Origin of the sequence: Wolbachia endosymbiont (group B) of Xanthorhoe designata (assembly GCF_964028585.1) — a bacterium.
Lineage (GTDB): Bacteria > Pseudomonadota > Alphaproteobacteria > Rickettsiales > Anaplasmataceae > Wolbachia.
Window position 1 is genome coordinate 1,031,631 of the sequence record NZ_OZ034794.1, and the last position, 18,152, is coordinate 1,049,782.

Annotated in this window: 11 protein-coding genes, 1 tRNA gene and 2 pseudogenes; 7 read left to right on the forward strand and 7 right to left on the reverse strand. The window is 33.9% G+C overall.

From position 1 onward, the window contains the following. Nucleotides 1–108: 108 nt before the first annotated feature. The 3 genes from gyrB to ABWU64_RS05060 form a co-directional block, all read right to left on the reverse strand. Nucleotides 109–2,481, reverse strand: a complete 2,373-nt coding sequence (gene gyrB, locus ABWU64_RS05050) for a DNA topoisomerase (ATP-hydrolyzing) subunit B (RefSeq protein WP_353279451.1) — start codon at nt 2,479–2,481, stop codon at nt 109–111. Nucleotides 2,482–2,699: 218 nt separating this feature from the next. Continuing rightward, nucleotides 2,700–3,935, reverse strand: a complete 1,236-nt coding sequence (locus ABWU64_RS05055) for a hypothetical protein (protein ID WP_353274568.1) — start codon at nt 3,933–3,935, stop codon at nt 2,700–2,702. An 87-nt stretch (nt 3,936–4,022) separates the two neighbouring features. Continuing rightward, nucleotides 4,023–5,162: an ankyrin repeat domain-containing protein gene (locus ABWU64_RS05060; RefSeq protein ID WP_353279452.1), complete on the reverse strand. Its 1,140-nt coding sequence runs from the start codon at nt 5,160–5,162 to the stop codon at nt 4,023–4,025. Nucleotides 5,163–5,395: 233 nt separating this feature from the next. Between ABWU64_RS05060 and ABWU64_RS05065 the strand changes: the two genes are divergently transcribed. Genes ABWU64_RS05065 through plsY form a run of 5 tightly spaced genes read left to right on the forward strand, consistent with a single transcriptional unit; the run spans nt 5,396 to nt 10,259 of the window. Continuing rightward, the gene (locus tag ABWU64_RS05065; protein ID WP_135352908.1) at nt 5,396–6,079 is read left to right on the forward strand and encodes a phosphatidylserine decarboxylase; all 684 of its coding nucleotides are present in this window, start codon (nt 5,396–5,398) and stop codon (nt 6,077–6,079) included. Beyond that, nucleotides 6,076–6,861, forward strand: coding sequence for a CDP-alcohol phosphatidyltransferase family protein (locus ABWU64_RS05070; RefSeq protein ID WP_015588307.1), 786 nt, complete (start codon nt 6,076–6,078; stop codon nt 6,859–6,861). Before ABWU64_RS05065 ends, ABWU64_RS05070 begins: the two co-directional genes overlap by 4 nt. A gap of 8 nt (nt 6,862–6,869) precedes the next feature. Continuing rightward, nucleotides 6,870–8,204, forward strand: coding sequence for an alanine/glycine:cation symporter family protein (locus tag ABWU64_RS05075; protein WP_341815732.1), 1,335 nt, complete (start codon nt 6,870–6,872; stop codon nt 8,202–8,204). A gap of 2 nt (nt 8,205–8,206) precedes the next feature. Next, nucleotides 8,207–9,673 carry an alanine/glycine:cation symporter family protein gene (locus tag ABWU64_RS05080; protein WP_015588305.1) on the forward strand — a complete coding sequence of 489 codons (1,467 nt, stop codon included), beginning with the start codon at nt 8,207–8,209 and terminating at the stop codon, nt 9,671–9,673. A gap of 10 nt (nt 9,674–9,683) precedes the next feature. Next, a complete protein-coding gene (plsY, locus tag ABWU64_RS05085; protein WP_015588304.1) occupies nt 9,684–10,259 on the forward strand; it encodes a glycerol-3-phosphate 1-O-acyltransferase PlsY in 576 nt (191 codons plus the stop codon). Here the strand turns inward: plsY and ABWU64_RS05090 are convergent. The 3 genes from ABWU64_RS05090 to ABWU64_RS05100 form a co-directional block, all read right to left on the reverse strand. Further along, the gene (locus ABWU64_RS05090) at nt 10,254–12,134 is read right to left on the reverse strand and encodes a hypothetical protein (RefSeq protein ID WP_353279453.1); all 1,881 of its coding nucleotides are present in this window, start codon (nt 12,132–12,134) and stop codon (nt 10,254–10,256) included. The genes plsY and ABWU64_RS05090 overlap by 6 nt on opposite strands. A gap of 55 nt (nt 12,135–12,189) precedes the next feature. Continuing rightward, nucleotides 12,190–13,086, reverse strand: a complete 897-nt coding sequence (locus tag ABWU64_RS05095) for a cation diffusion facilitator family transporter (RefSeq protein ID WP_353279454.1) — start codon at nt 13,084–13,086, stop codon at nt 12,190–12,192. Between the two features lie 26 nt (nt 13,087–13,112). Continuing rightward, nucleotides 13,113–13,185: transfer RNA gene (locus ABWU64_RS05100), tRNA-Val, on the reverse strand. A 545-nt stretch (nt 13,186–13,730) separates the two neighbouring features. Here ABWU64_RS05100 and ABWU64_RS05105 point away from each other — a divergent pair. Further along, nucleotides 13,731–14,306: pseudogene (locus tag ABWU64_RS05105) on the forward strand (collagenase); the annotation flags it as partial. A 68-nt stretch (nt 14,307–14,374) separates the two neighbouring features. On the opposite strand, the pseudogene ABWU64_RS05110 reads toward ABWU64_RS05105, so the two are convergent. Further along, nucleotides 14,375–15,158: pseudogene (locus ABWU64_RS05110) on the reverse strand (IS5 family transposase). A 142-nt stretch (nt 15,159–15,300) separates the two neighbouring features. On the opposite strand from ABWU64_RS05110, the gene ABWU64_RS05115 reads away from it, so the two are divergent. Further along, on the forward strand, nt 15,301–17,961 hold the full coding sequence (locus ABWU64_RS05115) for a surface protein-related protein (RefSeq protein WP_410541959.1): 2,661 nt from the start codon (nt 15,301–15,303) through the stop codon (nt 17,959–17,961). Nucleotides 17,962–18,152 lie beyond the last annotated feature (191 nt).

Consider the following 18,152-nt stretch of genomic DNA (forward strand, 5'->3'; position numbering starts at 1 on the left):
ATACAACCGAAATCAATTCAGATTTCTGAAATGGATTGGTCAGTAGTACGTTTTAAATAGCCGGTTTGGCACACAATGCTAAGCCATAAGGGTTTAGCGTTTCTAAAATCAAATATCAACATCATGCACGTTAAGTGCATTGTTATTTATAAAGTCACGACGTGGTTCAACTATATCACCCATTAGCACCGAGAATATGCTATCTGCTTCCTCACAATCTTTTATTTCAACTTTTAGCAGAGTTCTAGTTTCTGGATTGAGTGTAGTTTCCCAAAGCTGATCAGCATTCATTTCACCAAGGCCTTTAAATCTCTGCAGAGTTAAACCTTTTTTACCATAATCCATCACTATTTTTGCGAGTGCACCTGGAGACTTTATTTTTATTTCAGTTTCTTGCGACTGTAAAAATGAATCACCATTAAATAAGTCAATTATGTTATCAAGAGAACTCAATATATTCTGTATTTCTTTGCTTTCAAGCATACTAAGCGAGAATACATATTTGTCTGCTAACCCTTGAAACAATTTAGCAATGTGAATTTCCTCATCTTTTACTTCTACTTCCCAAGTATATTCACTATACATCAATTTTAAATATTTTAATATCTCATCAGCAGACAATAGAGCATTCTTTTTACTTAAAATTAGCAATGATTCTAAGAGATCTTTTGGTATTTCCCTATCATAATTTTTGCTAATGTTTGAAATACTGAGACACTTATTCAAAACGAAACGCAAATCTTTGCCTACACCATTTAATGTTAATCTTTTAATCGCTGAATTTACTATATACTCTTCAAAAGTTTCATCATCTTTGATATAAGTATCTTTAGCATTTTTTGTAACTTTATAGAGGGGTGGCTGCGCTATGTATAAATATCCTTTTTCAATTACTTCACGCATATGTCTAAAAAAGAAAGTTAGAATCAAAGTTCTTATATGCGATCCATCAACGTCTGCGTCTGTCATAATGATAATTTTATGATACCTAGTTTTTTCAATATCGAAGTGCTCACTCCCTATTCCAGCTCCAATTGCCGTGATCAGAGAGCCAATTTCTGCAGATGAAAAAATACGATCCAGCCCTGCACGTTCTACGTTTAGAATTTTTCCTCTTAAAGCAAGTACCGCCTGTGTTTTACGATTACGTCCCTGCTTTGCAGTACCACCTGCAGAATTACCCTCTACTATAAACAATTCCGATAACTCAGGAATTTTTTCCTGACAATCGGCAAGCTTTCCAGGTAGAGTTGCAATATTAATATTGTTTTTATTTTTAACTAACTCTCGTGCTTTTCTTGCGGCTTCTCTTCCTTTTGCTGACCTAATTGCTCTTTCTACTATACTTGCTGCTAACTTGGGGTCAGTTTCAAGTATTGTACTCAACTTGTCAAAAACTATACTCTCTATAACTGCCCGCGCTTCAGAACTGACCAATTTATCTTTTGTCTGTGAAGAAAATTTAGGATCAGGCATCTTGAGAGATAAAACACAAGTTAAGCCTTCTCTAACATCTTCTCCAGTCAAGTTCACTTTTGCCTTCTTCAAAAAACCTTCATTATTTGCATAGTTATTGATACATCTGGTTAGTGCAGATCTAAACCCTGCCAAATGCGTACCACCATCCCGTTGTCTTATATTATTTGTGAAGCATAGCATATTCTCATAGTAGGAATCATTCCACTCCATTGATATTTCTACACTGGTACCTAGATCTTTTACATCATCTCTAATGCTGGCAATTTTAGTAACATGTGTCTTATTCTTGTCTAAGTAGCGTACAAAATTAGCTGTACCAAAATTATCTTCAGACTCTTTACTATCGTTAAAATGAGACTTTACATGTGGTTTATTACGGAGATCACACAAAATGATCTCAATATTTGAGTTTAAAAATGCCAATTCTCTGATGCGACTCTCAAGAGTGGAGTAACTAAAATCAATACTACTAAAAGTCCCCGTTGATGGCATAAACGTTACTCTAGTTCCTCTTTTACTTGTGTTTTCATTGACTACCTTTAAAGATTCAACAGACTCACCATCTTCAAAGCGCATAAAATGTTCTTTTTTGTTGCGCCAGATGGTTAATTCCAACCAACTCGATAACGCATTAACAACTGAAATTCCAACACCATGTAATCCTCCGGAAACCTTATAGGTATTGCTGTCAAATTTACCTCCTGCATGTAGTTGGGTCATTATTACTTCTGCTGCTGATATTCCTTCCTCTGCATGAATATCAGTTGGAATGCCACGACCGTTATCGGTTACAGATACTGAGCCATCTTCATTTATGCTAACTTCAATCTTACTACAATAACCAGCTAAAGACTCATCTATCGCATTGTCAACAACCTCATACACCATATGGTGCAAGCCTGATCCATCATCAGTGTCACCAATATACATACCCGGACGCTTTCTCACAGCATCAAGACCTCTTAGGATTTTTATTGCGTCAGCGTTGTAGTTACTTTCCATGGAATTGCTTTATTTATAAATATTAATTAATATTACATTTGTATGTGCTGATTAGCAACATCTTTAAGTTGAGAGAAGGATCTTTGACATGTAGATAAAATATAATACATCACCTACACGAAGTGGTTTTACATGTTACTTCAATACATAAACTTAAGTTCAAATAATCCAAAACTCTGCTTCATATTTTAAGATAAATGGCTACAATCAAATACAATTTACCTTCTTCTTTCAATTGGACTTTCTAGCTCAACACAGGATAAGTTGCTCATACACTCTTCTAATATTTCATTCTTTTTATCATTGTTTAATCTATTGCTGAACTCTTGACACCTTCTCTCAAGAGCTGAATGCGTAGTCATAATATACCTTACTGTTTCAGATGATAACTTTGGTAACTCGCTACGGATCCTTTCTTGTTCTGTTCCAGAGAAATTGGTGAAATTGGTTCTGGCCATTTCAGGGAATTTTTGTGTGATCGTTTCTTTTATCATTTCTCTAGCCTCTTCTCCATCGAGTGTAATAACCACTGATGGATGTAAGCTAGATAAAGACTCAAATAATTTATTGTATGTTCCACCTGCACAACTTTGACCTTGATTACCGTAAGTTGTTGCAGCGTCTACAAGACCTTTTACAAACATATCCTTTCTATTTTTTATATATTCATCATTTAAAGGAGTTCTTTGATTTTCTGTCCCTGTATTTCTATCATTGCAGGCTTTCCAACATAAAATAGCTGCTTGCTTTAGTGTTAACTTACTATGATTGTCTTTAAAATTATCTCCTGTTCTATTGATAAATCTTAAGCATTCAAGTGCATGAGATTTATCGCCTTCTGTAAACTCATTTGACTGTTTGATGTACTCTTCAATGCCGGTTGTGTTACCTCTATTTAGCTGTACATAGAATTCATCTTTGCTTAAATTCTCTTTATACTTTTCTACGAGTCTATCAACACTCAAGTTTATACTAGCAACTGCACTTGGATCATGAGTAGTTTGCGCAACAAAGGGAAGAATATTGACTATATCAGCAGCAAAAAGGCCCCTTTCTTCCTCTGGAATTTGTTGTATTAAATCGTTAAACTGCTGTATTGCTTCAGTGAGTGTTTTGTTTAGCAAGCAGAAGAACAACATAGGAAGCACTAAAAATACACAAGAAATAATAATACATATGACTAAAGCAGCCGTTAATATTCCTCTAATAATATTTTTTGGCCATGCTGATAATCTTCTCTCATTTTCCTCTGGTTTTAAAAAATGGTTTACCATCCATAAGCACAAAGAAAATTGTATCAGAAGAGAAAATGGAAGAATCATACTTATTAATAAAGCTATATTAATGAATTTTTTAATTTTATTAGTATTATTATGAGCATTTTGTACTCTTCTTACTAAGTCTTGTGCTCTATTTCTATTCTGCTGTTGATTATTATTTTGACCTGCAAACATACCACACACCCTATTCTAACATTAATATATCATGCTATAGAAAGAATGTAAATAAAGCAAGAAACTTATCAACTACCTGTAAAAGCTTTATTTGTGCTTGATAGGAGGTTCTATCTTTGTACTTTCTACATTATTGAGAGTACTGCCTGTTTTTTGTGCAGCAATTTCTTTAATACCTTTCACAATAAAATACACTACTAGTGCTAAGCCGAAGGTTATAATAGTTAGCGTAATTAATGCTGCTAACTGAGCTTTTATCTCTAAACCTGTTTTTGCTTTATTCTCTCTGAGGAATCGAGCCATGTCTTTATCATTTTCCTGCATTGCAAGATCTAAAGGAGTAAGTCCATTCCCATTTTTTATATTAACGTTTGCTCCTTGCTCTAAAAGAAGGCTCACTTTTCCTGTATTACCTTCTTCTACTGCACGAAATATACGACTTTCACCTTCTATCTTTTCAATACTTGCTCCATATGATCTAAGTACTTCAATGGCTTCTTCATTTTCACTGTTGAGCGCAATATCCAAAGCATCCATTCCATCTTTATTTTTATGATTGATAAAATTCTTCAACTGATCTCTATCAAAGCTTCCTACATATTGTTTAATGATGAGTTTCACTACTTTTTCAGGACAATTATTAGCAGCAGGAAAAAGTATTGTGTTGTTATTATTATCTTTTTTCGTTATGTCTGCTTTGAGTTTATTTATCAAATACTCGATAACTTCTATTCTGCTATCATCCTCTGCTCCAGTGCATTGCCTAATAGCTAAAAATAAAGCTGTACGTCCATTATTATCAATATCTTCAATATTCTGTCCCTTATCAACTAAGGCTTGTATTACACTTTTATTCCCATATAAAGCAGCAAGGTGAAAAGGTGTATGTCCTTCAGTGCTTTCTCTTTCATCAATTGACGCACCATTGCTAGCTAGCAATTCTATAAACTCTGGCGTGTTTGCAAAAATTGCAAGGTGCATTGGTGTTAAGTCATCTTTGCCATGATTTTCAGTTTTTGCGTTAACGTTTGCTCCGTTATTTATCAGCAATTTCGCTATTTCAAACTGCTTATACCCGATAGCAATATGTAGTGGTGTACTATTACGTTCATAACTATCATTGACATTTGCACCAAACTTTATTAGCAGCTCTGTAGCTTCAATATCACCCATCCAAATTGCAGAGTATAAGGAAGGAGATTCATCTTTTTCTATTTCCCCTGTCATACGAAATTAAGAACACAACAATTCATATATTATTAAGAATTATTATTAAGTTTTTATTAAAATAATATTAACAATAGCTAAGAAAATTAAATTTTCATTAAAAATTAATCTCTATCAATGGTTATATAAGCAAATGTTTATATAAGCATTCCAAAAGTGAAGAAGTGAAAAAAAGCTTTTCATGAGAAATTATAAATGATAAATTGTTAATAATGAATTATCGAGAATAAATTATGTGCTTTGGTTTGCCTAATATAAACAGAGAAGGTTATTTATTTATAGTTATTTCCTTTATAGTAACATGTATAGCATTTTCTATATCTTGGGGGGCTGGCATTACTTGCTTATTCCCAACATTATTATGTACTTATTTCTTCCGTGATCCGGCAAGAGCTGTACCAAACAATAAGGACTTTATATTAAGCCCTGCTGATGGTGTAATTTCAAAGATAGAAGAAGTTAGTTACTCTTTATCAGAAGAGAATGAAGAAGAAAAGAAGTTTACGCTTGTTAGCATATTTTTAAGTGTTTTGAATGTCCACGTTAATCGTATACCAATATCTGGTACAATAAAGGAAATGAGTTATAAAAAAGGCAAGTTTGTTTCCGCAATAAGCAATAGGTCTAGTAATGAGAATGAAAAACAGGTTATTGCGATTGAATATGAGAAGGGAAAAGAAATCATTGTAGAGCAAATAGCTGGATTTATTGCGCGCCGCATTGTTTGTAATTTGAGGACATCTCAGAGCGTAAAAGCAGGTGAAAGATTTGGAATTATAAGATTTGGTAGCAGAGTAAATATTTATATTCCTATTGGTATAGAGGTAAGAGTTTCAGAAGGACAAACTGTCATTGGCGGTGAGACAGTTATAGCAGATTTTAATAAACAAGAGAAGCTTACTTTTGATGTTATATGAATAACGATGAAAGTAACAGTAAATTTTTACCTATTACCAAGTTATTCCCAAACTTTATAACTTTATTAGGTTTATGTGCTGGCCTTACTTCACTTAAATTCACATTTAATGAACAATGGGAATTTTCAGCAATTTTTATTATCATTGCAGCAATAATAGATGGAATGGACGGCAGGATAGCCAGAATTTTAAAATCAACCAGCGATTTTGGAGCACAACTCGATTCTTTTGCAGATTTTCTAAATTTTGGTTCAGCACCTGCTTTTCTTTTATATTTTTGGAAGTTAAATGAAATTAAAGTTGTAGGATGGATTTTAGTAATGATATATGTAATCTGCATATCAATAAGACTTGCAAGATTCAATGTTTCGCTACATTTAGAGCAATTATACTGGAAAAAATTTTTCTTTTCTGGTGTTCCAGCCCCTGTATGCGCTTTACTTGTTCTGTTTCCAATAATTATTACCTTTCAATCTCATGAAAGTGAATATCTACTTCTTATAGAGCAATTTTTTAACGTAAAGAATACAGCTTGTTACTTTTTGACCATCTCATTTTTTTCGATAAGTCATATTCCAACTTTCTCTGCAAAATACATTTATGTCCCTAAAAGTTTATCCTATATATTTGTGTCATTTTTTGGAATATTGATCATATTTTTTATAAGTAAGCCCTGGATAACACTACCAATTTTAGGTGTAGTTTATATCTTAACTATTCCAATAAGTATCGGACTTTATATACATTACGCATATAAAACTAGTCAGCTACATAAAAAATAGTGAGCAACATGATTATAAAAGTAACTGATCTATTAAACTCTTTTTTATATATAAAGATATTCAACATACCATTTATAATTATTTGGGTAATTGCAACTGGGGTTTTTTGTACGATTCGATTCAAATTCATTAACTTCAGGTTGTTCAAATATGGGATACAAACACTATTCAACCTAGAGAGCCATAGTAATAACGGCATAATCACCCACATTCAGGCATTTGCAACGGTAATTTCAGGAACAGTTGGTCTTGGAACAATATCAGGAGTTGCAATAGCTATTACAATAGGGGGGCCAAGTGCAGTTTTTTGGATGATAATTACCGGGGTACTTGGCATGTCAATAAAATTTGCTGAAGTAGTGCTTGCATTTACTCATCGCTCTGAAAACACAACTGGTGGGGCTTTTTATTATATGGAACATGGACTTGCAAAGATTGGATTTATGAAGACTGGAAAATTCCTTGCATTTATCTACGCAGTTATGCTGCTTGTTGCAATGATTCTAGGCGGTATACCATTTCAGGCAAATCAAATTGCAGCGTTGTCAAGTAACTTATTTGAATACAACACATCTGTTATTATCTCGCTATTTGTATTAATTGTAATACTGGGAGGAATAAAGCGAATTGCTTTAGTTGCAACAGGTTTAGGGCCGATCATGATAATGTTCTATATAGGCATGTGTATATATTTAATCTGTGTAAACGGAAATAATCTACTGAATGCTCTATCTATAATATTTCAAGATATCTTTAACAAATCAGCTATAGGAGGTGGAGTATTGAGTGGATTAATAGCAGGGGTAAGAAGGTCAGTGTTTGCTAATGAAGCAGGTACTGGAACAGCAGCTATAGCACATTCGATTGTAAAAGAGAAAGACCCAGTTAAAGTTGGAAGTGTTGCAATGATTGCACCATTTGTAGACACAATATTAGTCTCATTTTTGACTGGTATTGTGATAATTATCACCGATATGCATAGCACTAATACCGTAGGTGATATTATGTTAGTTAGCTCAGCATTTTCAACAGCCTTGCCTTTATTTAGCAAGCTAGCTCTTCCGCTGATAATGTTTTCCTTTGCATTTTCCACAATAATAGCTTACTATTACTACTGTGAAGTTGCCCTAGTGTACTTATTTGGTAACAAAAAAGTACTGATATTGTTTCAGTTTTTTATAGTGGGTTCAGTGTATATCAGCTGTATATCAAAAAATGTAGAATTTATATCTTATTTAGGTGATAGCCTGTTTATGTGCCTTATGATTCCAAATGCTGTTGCGATATATCTACTGAGAAGGGAAGTCTTAAATACAATAGATTCTTATTACAAAAGGTATTAAACATGATTTATAGAATGCTTTATATAGTGTTATTTTGCCTACCATTTAATGATGTATACGCTGCTTCAATTTTTCATAAAAGTTATGACACTGCATTAAATGGAGTAAGCAACTTCATGAATGAAGTGTTGTTTTTCAAGATCTTTCACGTACCATTTATAATTCTTTTATTGGCCTTTGGTTATATATTTCTAACACTACGTTTTAGATTTCTCAACATAAGGATGTTTAAGCATGCGTTCGCTATTTTATGTGGAAAATATGACACAGATCATCATGATGGTCACATTACGCATTTTCAGGCATTTGTAACCGCGCTATCAAGCACAGTAGGCCTTGGAACTGTTGCTGGTGTTGCAATCGCAATTTCAATGGGAGGGCCAGGAGCGGTACCTTGGATGATGATTACAGGTTTTTTTGGTATGTCTGCAAAGTTTGCTGAAGTAACTTTAGCATTCAGACACAGAACAGAAGGCCAGGAGCAGTTATTCAGTGGTCCCTTTCAATATATAAGAAATGGACTAGAGGAATTTGGATTTAAGAAGCTTGGTATTGTGCTAGCTGCAATATATGCGGTGTTTCTTGTATTGTCAGGTCTTGGTGGAAGTGTAGCATTTCAGACTAATCAAATGGTTTCAATATTATCTGGCTATTCAAGCTGGATAGATAGTCATCCTTGGGTTCTTTCCTTCATAATTTCTGCATTACTTGCTCTAGTGATTATCGGTGGAATCAGGAGAATAGCTAAAGTCTCTTCTGCGCTAGTTCCTATTATGTCACTCATATATATTTTGAGTTGTGTCACAATCATTGCATTCAATATTCACAATTTTAGCAATACATTGAAAATATTGTTTTCCAGTATGATAGACTTCAATGCTGTTGGTGGAGGAGTAGTAGGAGCATTTGTCGCTGGGATTCAAAGAGCAATTTTTGCCAGTGAAGCAGGTGTTGGCTCTGCTTCAATCACTCACGCGGTAGCTAAAGATGAGGAGCCAGTTAGAACTGGTCTGGTTGCGATGATAGAACCATGCTTTGATACAATGTTAATTTGTTGCTTAACAGGAATAACAATAGTAATAACAGGTGCATACCAGACCGGCATTGGCGAGGGAATATTGATCACCCAGAAAGCATTTGAAACAGTTTCTTCTTGGTTTCCTATACTTTTAACCATAGCTGCACCTTTGTTTGCGTTTTCCTCAGTAATTTCATTTGTATATTGTTGTGAAATGGGATGGCTGTATTTGTTTGGTGTAAAAAGTGTAGTAATATATCGTATAGCAGTAGTAGCGGTTGCATTTTTGTCAGGTTTATCTAAAGATATAATGGCTATTGCTAATATTGGTGGAGCTTTATTCTCTTGTTTAGCACTCATCAATATGACAGCACTTATATTGTTTAGCAACCAGATTAACAATGAAGTCCAATGTTATCTAAAAAGGCTGAGGAATAATAAAATTAGCTAGATTTATTGCTATGATAGAGATATTTGTAGTTTTTGTATTATCTTACATATTAGGTTCAATACCGTTTAGCTTAATTATTACAAAAATAAAAGGAATAAATTTAAGAGAAGTAGGTTCTGGAAATATTGGTGCTACAAATGTTGCAAGGACAGGAAACAAATTTCTTGCTGTTTTGACATTACTTTTGGATTCCTTTAAAGGATTTATCGCAATTTATATAGCACAACAATTTTTTGATAACGATCTGTGGATATATGCATCTGCTATTTTAGCAGTTTTAGGACATATGTTTCCTATTTGGCTAAGGTTCAATGGAGGAAAGGGGGTTGCGACAACTTTGGGAATTTTGATAGCACTTAATATCCCTTTGGCATCAGTGTTTGTGTTTATTTGGCTAATAGTATTTTTTACCTTTCGATATTCTTCTCTTGCTTCTTTGACTGCGGCTGTAATAATTGTTGTAGCGTCTTTCTTTTTTCAAAAAGAATTATTTCTTGCACTACTCATTGTAGCAATATTGATTTTCTTAAAGCACCACAGAAATATTACAAACCTTCTGCAAAGCAGAGAGCGTAAGTTTTTATAAGCGATGAGATGTTAAATCACTGACACTTAAACTACGAGATAAACTGCTTGATGGTATTATTTTATCTTCTTTATTTAAGATTATAATTTTTACTCTTGTTATACTCTCTACTTCTTGAGGTGTTAAAAGTCCATCTTTAATAAATCTTTGCTTTACTTCTTTTGTTTTTTCATAAAGTGTGGTTACATTGCGCTTATTTTGATTATAAATATCTTCAATCTCTATCTCTAGCCTGTGTGAAGCTTCTTTTTTTAACATGTTATTTATCACCGCTTCTGTTATTGCTAGTTTTTCTTGCAGAATTTTCTTTACTTCTTCTTTATCGTCTCTGCTATTTTTACTCAGTTCTGTGTATACTCTATAACACCTTTTCTCTAGTGGTAACATTCTTAAACTATCTAACATTCTGGCCACCTGACCTTCAACGGTCTTCTCAGCTTTTAGCCTAAATTCCTTAATTTCTTTCTCTATTACCTTATCAGCTATTCTCTTAGCTTCATCCAAAGATGAATCCTTGAGAGAAAAATCTGTTTTAAGTAAATCAAGCTCTAAAAGCTTCAAAAAGACTTTTCCTTTGATATTTTCAATTTGATTATCTAAATCATGATCTTGTAATTTATTTCTTATGTATTGATTCAATGTATAATGCTCTAATTTATTTAACTTTACAGAGTTAATATTTTTCATTAACGTCAGCACAATTTGTTCACTATATTGAGAAGTAAAACTCAGTAAATTTCTCATTAAGGAAATACTTACTTCTGCAATAAAATCATCAACTATTTTTTGACTTTTATCATCTTCATAATTATTTTGGGCGTTATGCCAAGCCCTAAGAATTTCTTTACTGTTCTTCTTATTTTTTAGCCTGTCTAACATAAACTTACGTGCTTCATTTTCTGCTTCTGTCAGGAGCATTTGTCTAGGTGGTGTAAATTTAATCTCTGGATCGGAATGAATACCCTCTAATGTACTTAACATTCTGTAGATAATACCAGTAAAACATGTGTTAGGAATTCGTTCTTTTCTAGAGAAAGTTTGACTATCTAGTAAATTTGCAATCAGCGCGTCTTTTTTGTTTTTTACAGTTTCTCTATTTCCATCATTGCAAGCTTTCAGAACTAACAGAAGAATTTGCCCGCCATTGAAACCAGAGCTATGTTTCTCATTACCTTTGCAAAAATCTTGCAAAAACATCACTAATTTTCCCTTATTCTCATTACTAAATGGTTGGCCATCAAGCATATGTAAGTGATTTATATATTCAATAAATTCTTTAAATTCTTTATCATTAATAACGTCTTCTGGTACCCCACCATATTTATGCAGTAACTTATCAATATTATTACTAATATCATCGTTCAATTGATGGGGTAGTAAATGCTCGTAAGTATCATCAAACTTATTTGTCATGCTGCGAGTATTTTCTTTTATGCCTTCTAAAAAGAAATTTGTAGCAGCTTTAAGTAACGTAAATGGATTAAAATCCCTTGGCCTTAATTCACTTTGTAATAGAATTAAAACCATTGCAAGCGGTATTGTTGCAAGTAACGAAACGAGTAGAAAAGTAGTCGTAAAGGTTAGATATGTTATAAAAGCAAAAAATAAAAAGAAAGATGCTATCTTAATTTTATTATTCTTAAAAAATATTTCCCAATATTCCTTTTTACTTATTTTTTCCTGCTTTGCAGTTTTTATGTCTTTATAAACGTAAAAAGTTTTTATTTCAGATCTAAAAAATACTGTAGCGAAAGATAAAAAGACATTGGCCGGATTAACTAAAATGCTTAAAGAAACAAAAGCTGCGAAGTAGCTTGCTGTCTTTAATCTGTAAGAGCCTTTTCCAGGAAATTGTATTTGGGAAATACCTATCATAGCCTATTCTCTATAATATTATGATATTGTAGTAATAACAAATAGCCTATAGATGTCAATGCTTAAGTATTTTACTGTCTACGCATTCATCGTATTCAATTTCAACTGTAGAGTGTGCGATTTTGAAACTATTTAATAGTATTTTTTTTATCTCATACAGAATATTAGTATGTTGCCCATTTTGCTTTATCTTGGCATGCATGGTAAGTATAAAATAATTATCAGATAGTGACCATGCATGTATGTGGTGTACATCTATCACTTCAGGTAGCTTAGATATAATCTCACTTTTTATCTCCTCAGCAGATACACCCTCGGGTGTACCTTCAAGGAGTATATGGCAAGAATTCTTGAGAATTTTATAGCCACTGCTTAAGATTATTACGCTAACAAATACTGACAAAATAGGATCCACTACTTGCCATCCGGTAAGCATGATAATTATGGATGCAACTATAGCAGCTACAGAGCCTAAAATATCTCCTATGACGTGCAGTACAGCACTTTTTATGTTTATATTGCTTTCACATTTACTATGTAATATAAAAAAGACTATAATGTTAGAGATCAGGCCAAGTGTGGCAATTATTAGCATTACTTTCCATTCTACATTAACTGGAAAAATAAATCTTTTTATTGATTCAATGATAATGACTGCTGCAATGAGAAATAGAGTTAAGCCATTAACAAACGCTGCAATTATCTGCAATCTGTGATACCCATATGATCTTTGTAAATCAGATTTCTTAACTGAAAACTTGTGTGCTACCCAGCTTAAAATCAAGGCAAAAAGATCAGTGAGCATGTGCCCTGCATCTGATAACAGAGCAAGCGAGTGTGAAATTATTCCACCTGCTATTTCCATAAGCATTGTTATCGCAACTATTATTATGGAATAAATTAAGCGCTTGGATGCTGCTGCTGAATGTTTGCCATTGTGTGCTGCTGTCATATAAAATCTTTTCGTTAGCAAAAACGTGGGTAACACTGGACTCGAACCAGCGACCCCTTGCACGTCAAGCAAGTGCTCTACCAACTGAGCTAATTACCCATCGTAGCTTTAGTATAGTGCTTCAGTGAAATGAAAGTCAATTTGCTTTTAGACCTCTTGCTGAATGAAACTCCTTGACAAACTCCGCCACTTTCATTAATATAAAAATGAGGGTATTTTATTATCTTCAATCTGTGCAGGCTAACACAACAAAAGTATTATACAGTCAGTTGGCACCTTATTTTTAATTTTTTGCATTACGTGCACTTATGTCTTCACAATGTTTCTGATTTTTTACCTATAAAAGCTGAAACGGGCTGTTTTAAGACAGTATAGAACATCGATTTTCAGAAGTAACAACTAGCTAACACGGGTGCCTTTTTTCTACTGGTAAATTTCTTAATATTTATAATTTTGCTACTTGTTAGTAGCTGCCTGAGGTTAGCTATAGAATTTTATCTATATTCTCGATTTTTCATATTGAGTTAATTATCTATACTTTTTTATTAAGATGTAAATTATATCAATATGAGAATTTACACTTTCTTAGCGGAAGTAGCTTTATGCTTGATATTGTAAAGACTAATAAATTAGAGGTTAGAATTATGACAATCAATCAACAAATAAATAAAGATATAACTCAAGAAGAATACTTTAACAATAAGCATACCATAGAAGTTAAAGATTTAAATATCAAAGTAGAGGTTCATTCTCATGATTTAAGAACAAGTAAAGTTGCTCACATTGAAAGTGAGATAAGAGAAACAGCTACTAATTTTAAAGATGCATTTAAGCTGGAGCCTGGTAGCTCAGAACAAACATTCAAAATTTATGTGTTTGATGATAAGGCTGATTACACTCACCTTGGTGGAAGCAAGCATTTCGGTTCTCACCTCCTTGGAGATGAGGGTGGTAAATGTTATCCAGGAGGAGGAGATGGTGTTTGTGCTACAATGTACGTCTATAAGCAAGGTGGCGTTCATAACCTTCAGCATGAATTTGCACATGGTTTGACTTACTTGGCTACAGGAGGCGAATCTTTACCAACAGTATTAATGGAAGGAATTGCAGATTACTTTGAGCACCATTCAAATCATAAGTTCAATGCTCAAGGATCAAGTATTGACAAAACCGAAGCTGCAAATTTGGATTTAGATAAAATTTTAGATTTAGAATATTCAGATGACAGCGAAGCAAATAGCCTAGTTTATAAAACAGGTCATGCGTTGGTGATGTACTTAGAGCCTGTTCATAATCTTTTCAGAAGCAAAGCAGCGAAAGCAAGAACGACCATTTGCAGGCTAGTGTTGAGTTTCCGCTCGCAATTTTTCCACAATCGCCTACATTTTTGCAACCAAGCAAAAGATCTCTCAACAACCCATCTTTTCGGCAATACGACAAAGGTGTGTAATTCGCTTCACCTCAACAGTTGCACCAATAGTTACTTTCATCTGTGTTGCAAAATTTTCTCCTGTGTAGCCAGCATCAACTAGTATATTTTTAACTTCAGATAGGTTTTCTTTAGCATTTTTAACCATTCTCACAGCGCTACTACGATCAGTTATTTCTGCCGTTGTTATATAAATTGCGTGGGGTAAACCTTGTGTATCTACCGCAATATGGCGTTTTATTCCTGAAACCTTTTTGCCTGCATCATAGCCTTTTTCTTCAGCAGTATCTGCATTTTTTACGCTTTGTGCATCAATTATGCAGAAGCTGGTTTTTTCTTTCCGACCATTGTTTTGTCGGACCACGCCAACTATTTTTTTTAATACCAGCTCCAGAACACTTTCTTTATTTGCATCTGCTTTTTCACTCCACTTCTTAAAATAGTCGTAACAATTCCGCCATTTTGGAAACTCTTTTGGTAACATTCTCCACTGGCAGCCACTTTTTAAGACGTATAACACTCCACAAAATACATGATATAAATCAAGTGTTCTTGGCTTTGTCCTCTTCCTGCAAGACTCCAGATCTGCTACAATAATCTCAAACTTTTCTCGACTTATATCACTTGGATATAAACTTCGCATATCCTACTTTATATACTTTATCCTCTCATTCTATCCCTTTTTTGAGATCACGTACAGGCTCTTACAGGAAAAAGATCCTAGTTTATTAAAAGATTACCTGGATACTTTACATGCAGGTAATTCACATAAGTCAGAAAGGTTCTTGGAAAGTATAAAAGGGCATAATGCTGACTTTAAAAGTTGGCTTACTGAGAATGATACAGGAACTGCAATGGAACACCTCAACGCTTTGCAAGTTACAAAAGGAGATTTTATAGCAACTGGTCAAGAAATAGTGGGTGGAGAAATTAAAAATGTATCCTACTATAAAGCAAATATAGAAAAAATGGATGGAGAAAACGTTGGAAATTTTTCTCCTGTAGAACATGTTGCATTTTATGATGTTGCTCGTGCTATTAATAGGGCAACAAATGATAACCTCGATATATCAAAGGAATATCATTTCCTCAAGGTAGTAAAAACTTCTGATGGACAGGATAAACTAACTTACTCTGACCAACAAGGTAATGAATATCAAAACAGTCAAGAGTATAAAAATCAGGCTTTTAGAATATTATCAAAATATGATACAAAAATTAAGAGTGAGGCCGACAAATTCGATAATTTGAATAAAGAACGTGGTGAAATGTATCAAAAATATCATAAAGGAGAGATTACTATTGAAGAATTACGTAATGAGGAAAATACAAAATACAGACCAGCATTCTTAAGGTTTGATCAACTAAAAAACAAAGCAGTTGATGAGATTGAAAATAATCCTCAGGCAGCAAAAATATTAGGAGAGCTGGTCAATATCGATCCAAACTTGATAAGAGGTGCAAATCATATTGATCTACAAGAAGGCAAGATTTTTTCTATGCAAGCTCTTGGTCACGGAAATATGGGTGCACTATCTATATATGATGGGAATACAAAGCTCGGAGAGTTGTCGAGCGAATCGGGCTTTTTTAAGCAAGTTGAAGGTCAAACTAAAGAAACTTTTGTTTTTGAGGACATATTGCACAACTTGAATACTCAATATGATGGAGGTGCTTATATGGCAATTACAAAAGAAAACGGTCATTATAAAGCTTCTCTGATAGATGGTAGAACGGTTGAACGTGATGAATACTTTGATGAAGCACATTTACATGAAAATGAATTGTTGCATCCCAGCACTGGACACATTCAAAAAGATTTAGATTCTCTTCTTCTTAGAGGAACCAAAATTCTAAATCATCAGGATTCAAATCATGCTCAATATTCTGATGAGCAAAGAGAAAGCGGCATAATCGTAGAAAAAGGAACATTATTGGATGATAAAGGGACTGATAGAACAGACGACGATGTATACGAAGCGGTTGTAAAGCAAGGAGGCAAAAATCTACATGAATTCAAAAATATGGGTTTCTATATTACTGAAGAGATAAAAAATGAAAGAGGTGAAGTTGTAAATGGGAGTAACTTATTCATTCATGATCAAGGAAAAAATGTGCGCTATCAGTTACCTGAAGAAGTTACTCACCTAAAGTTAGTGCAAAAGGATGACGGATACAAATTGGCACCAGCTGATGAACGTGGTAATGAATATAGGTATGATGCTCAAGGTAATGCTATACCAGAAGAATACAAATATATCAACCCAGTATTTGCACATGAATATGAAAAGAGAGATTATTCTCATAAACATATAAATGTGGGCCTTATAAACTTAGAAAAATATGCCCCTGGTAAACTTTTTACCATTAAACATGATCCAAATGATCATCAGATACAAAGAAACTCGAGTGGCGAAATAGTGAGAATCAACAATCAAAGATATTTCACTAAAGTAAAACTATTTGATGGTGATACTGATGAAGAAATTGGAATGTTATCTAATAACTTCCATAACTTCAAAGGAAAAATATTCTTTTCTGCTGACTACAACTACAGTTATAACGATTTCCTCGCATCTGTTTCTCCTCAAGTTGAAATTGAGAACATGGAAAATGGAAGTAAAAAAATAACTTTTGATCAAGGCAGTGGCGATATCGGAGATACTAACAGAGGCTACACGGACTATCAGAGAATATTCACAAAAGAGAAACAAACCGAAAGTCCAAAAGGGCAAGTAAGTGAAACTAAGACAGAGATTGATACGTCACACATGAGCCATAGTACTACTAATGTTGTTGCTGAAGAGAGAAACGACAATAGTGAAATACAGTCTGATCAACCACAAATTCCAACAAGGGCAAAAAGGTCAGCTTCAGTGGAGGAGAAAGAGCAGGTAGTGTTGAAAGACACAATCTTGAAAATAGAAAAGAGCTATGATAGAGATGTAGAAGGAAAGCATAAGGCAAATGTAATCATAGATTATAATGATGTGAAAGCCTTGTATAATAGAGCAGAAGGAGCAGATAAGCAATCTGTGTTAGATTTTTGGAACAAACTGCATACATCGGATTATAAGATTGGTGCTTTGCCGGAAGACAAGTATTACTTTAAAGATGGCAAATTTCTAATTCACGATAGTGACACGAAAAAGCTTATAGTGTTACCTGAAGATAAGGTATCCATCAAAATAATGAAGGATGGTGATAGTTATAGTTTGGCTATATCAAATGGTAATGGTAAAGTAATAAGCAGCATTAGTAAAATAGATAATCCAAATTACGAATTGCTATCAGATTCAAGTCACTTCAACTTAGAAACGCAAGATAATATTGAATTATCAGACCAACACCATGAATACAATCTCTATCTAGAGAATGGCTTTGTGACAATGTTCGATTGCACAAGCGATCATGTTTATCACGATCATAACTCGGCCTACATCTAATACATACAAGGAGGGCACTGCCCTCTTCTTGTCATTCAATTCGATGTTACCCCAGTTCTCTCTTCTGTCATCCCAGTGCTTGACACTGGGATCTAGTTAAATTTGTAAGTATAAAAGTAATCAACGTTTCTTATGATGGAAAAATGGAGTCCAGTGTCACGCACTGGACTGACACCAGAGGGGCTACTAGG

What these genes read in the sequence shown, in the direction of transcription:
- ABWU64_RS05060 (WP_353279452.1), bottom strand. Translation starts at nt 5,162, where the DNA reads ATGACAGGGGAAATAGAAAAAGATGAATCTCCTTCCTTATACTCTGCA.
- ABWU64_RS05080 (WP_015588305.1), top strand. Translation starts at nt 8,207, where the DNA reads ATGATTTATAGAATGCTTTATATAGTGTTATTTTGCCTACCATTTAAT.
- ABWU64_RS05075 (WP_341815732.1), top strand. Translation starts at nt 6,870, where the DNA reads ATGATTATAAAAGTAACTGATCTATTAAACTCTTTTTTATATATAAAG.
- ABWU64_RS05090 (WP_353279453.1), bottom strand. Translation starts at nt 12,134, where the DNA reads ATGATAGGTATTTCCCAAATACAATTTCCTGGAAAAGGCTCTTACAGA.
- ABWU64_RS05095 (WP_353279454.1), bottom strand. Translation starts at nt 13,086, where the DNA reads ATGACAGCAGCACACAATGGCAAACATTCAGCAGCAGCATCCAAGCGC.
- gyrB (WP_353279451.1), bottom strand. Translation starts at nt 2,481, where the DNA reads ATGGAAAGTAACTACAACGCTGACGCAATAAAAATCCTAAGAGGTCTT.
- ABWU64_RS05055 (WP_353274568.1), bottom strand. Translation starts at nt 3,935, where the DNA reads ATGTTTGCAGGTCAAAATAATAATCAACAGCAGAATAGAAATAGAGCA.
- ABWU64_RS05065 (WP_135352908.1), top strand. Translation starts at nt 5,396, where the DNA reads ATGTGCTTTGGTTTGCCTAATATAAACAGAGAAGGTTATTTATTTATA.
- plsY (WP_015588304.1), top strand. Translation starts at nt 9,684, where the DNA reads ATGATAGAGATATTTGTAGTTTTTGTATTATCTTACATATTAGGTTCA.
- ABWU64_RS05070 (WP_015588307.1), top strand. Translation starts at nt 6,076, where the DNA reads ATGAATAACGATGAAAGTAACAGTAAATTTTTACCTATTACCAAGTTA.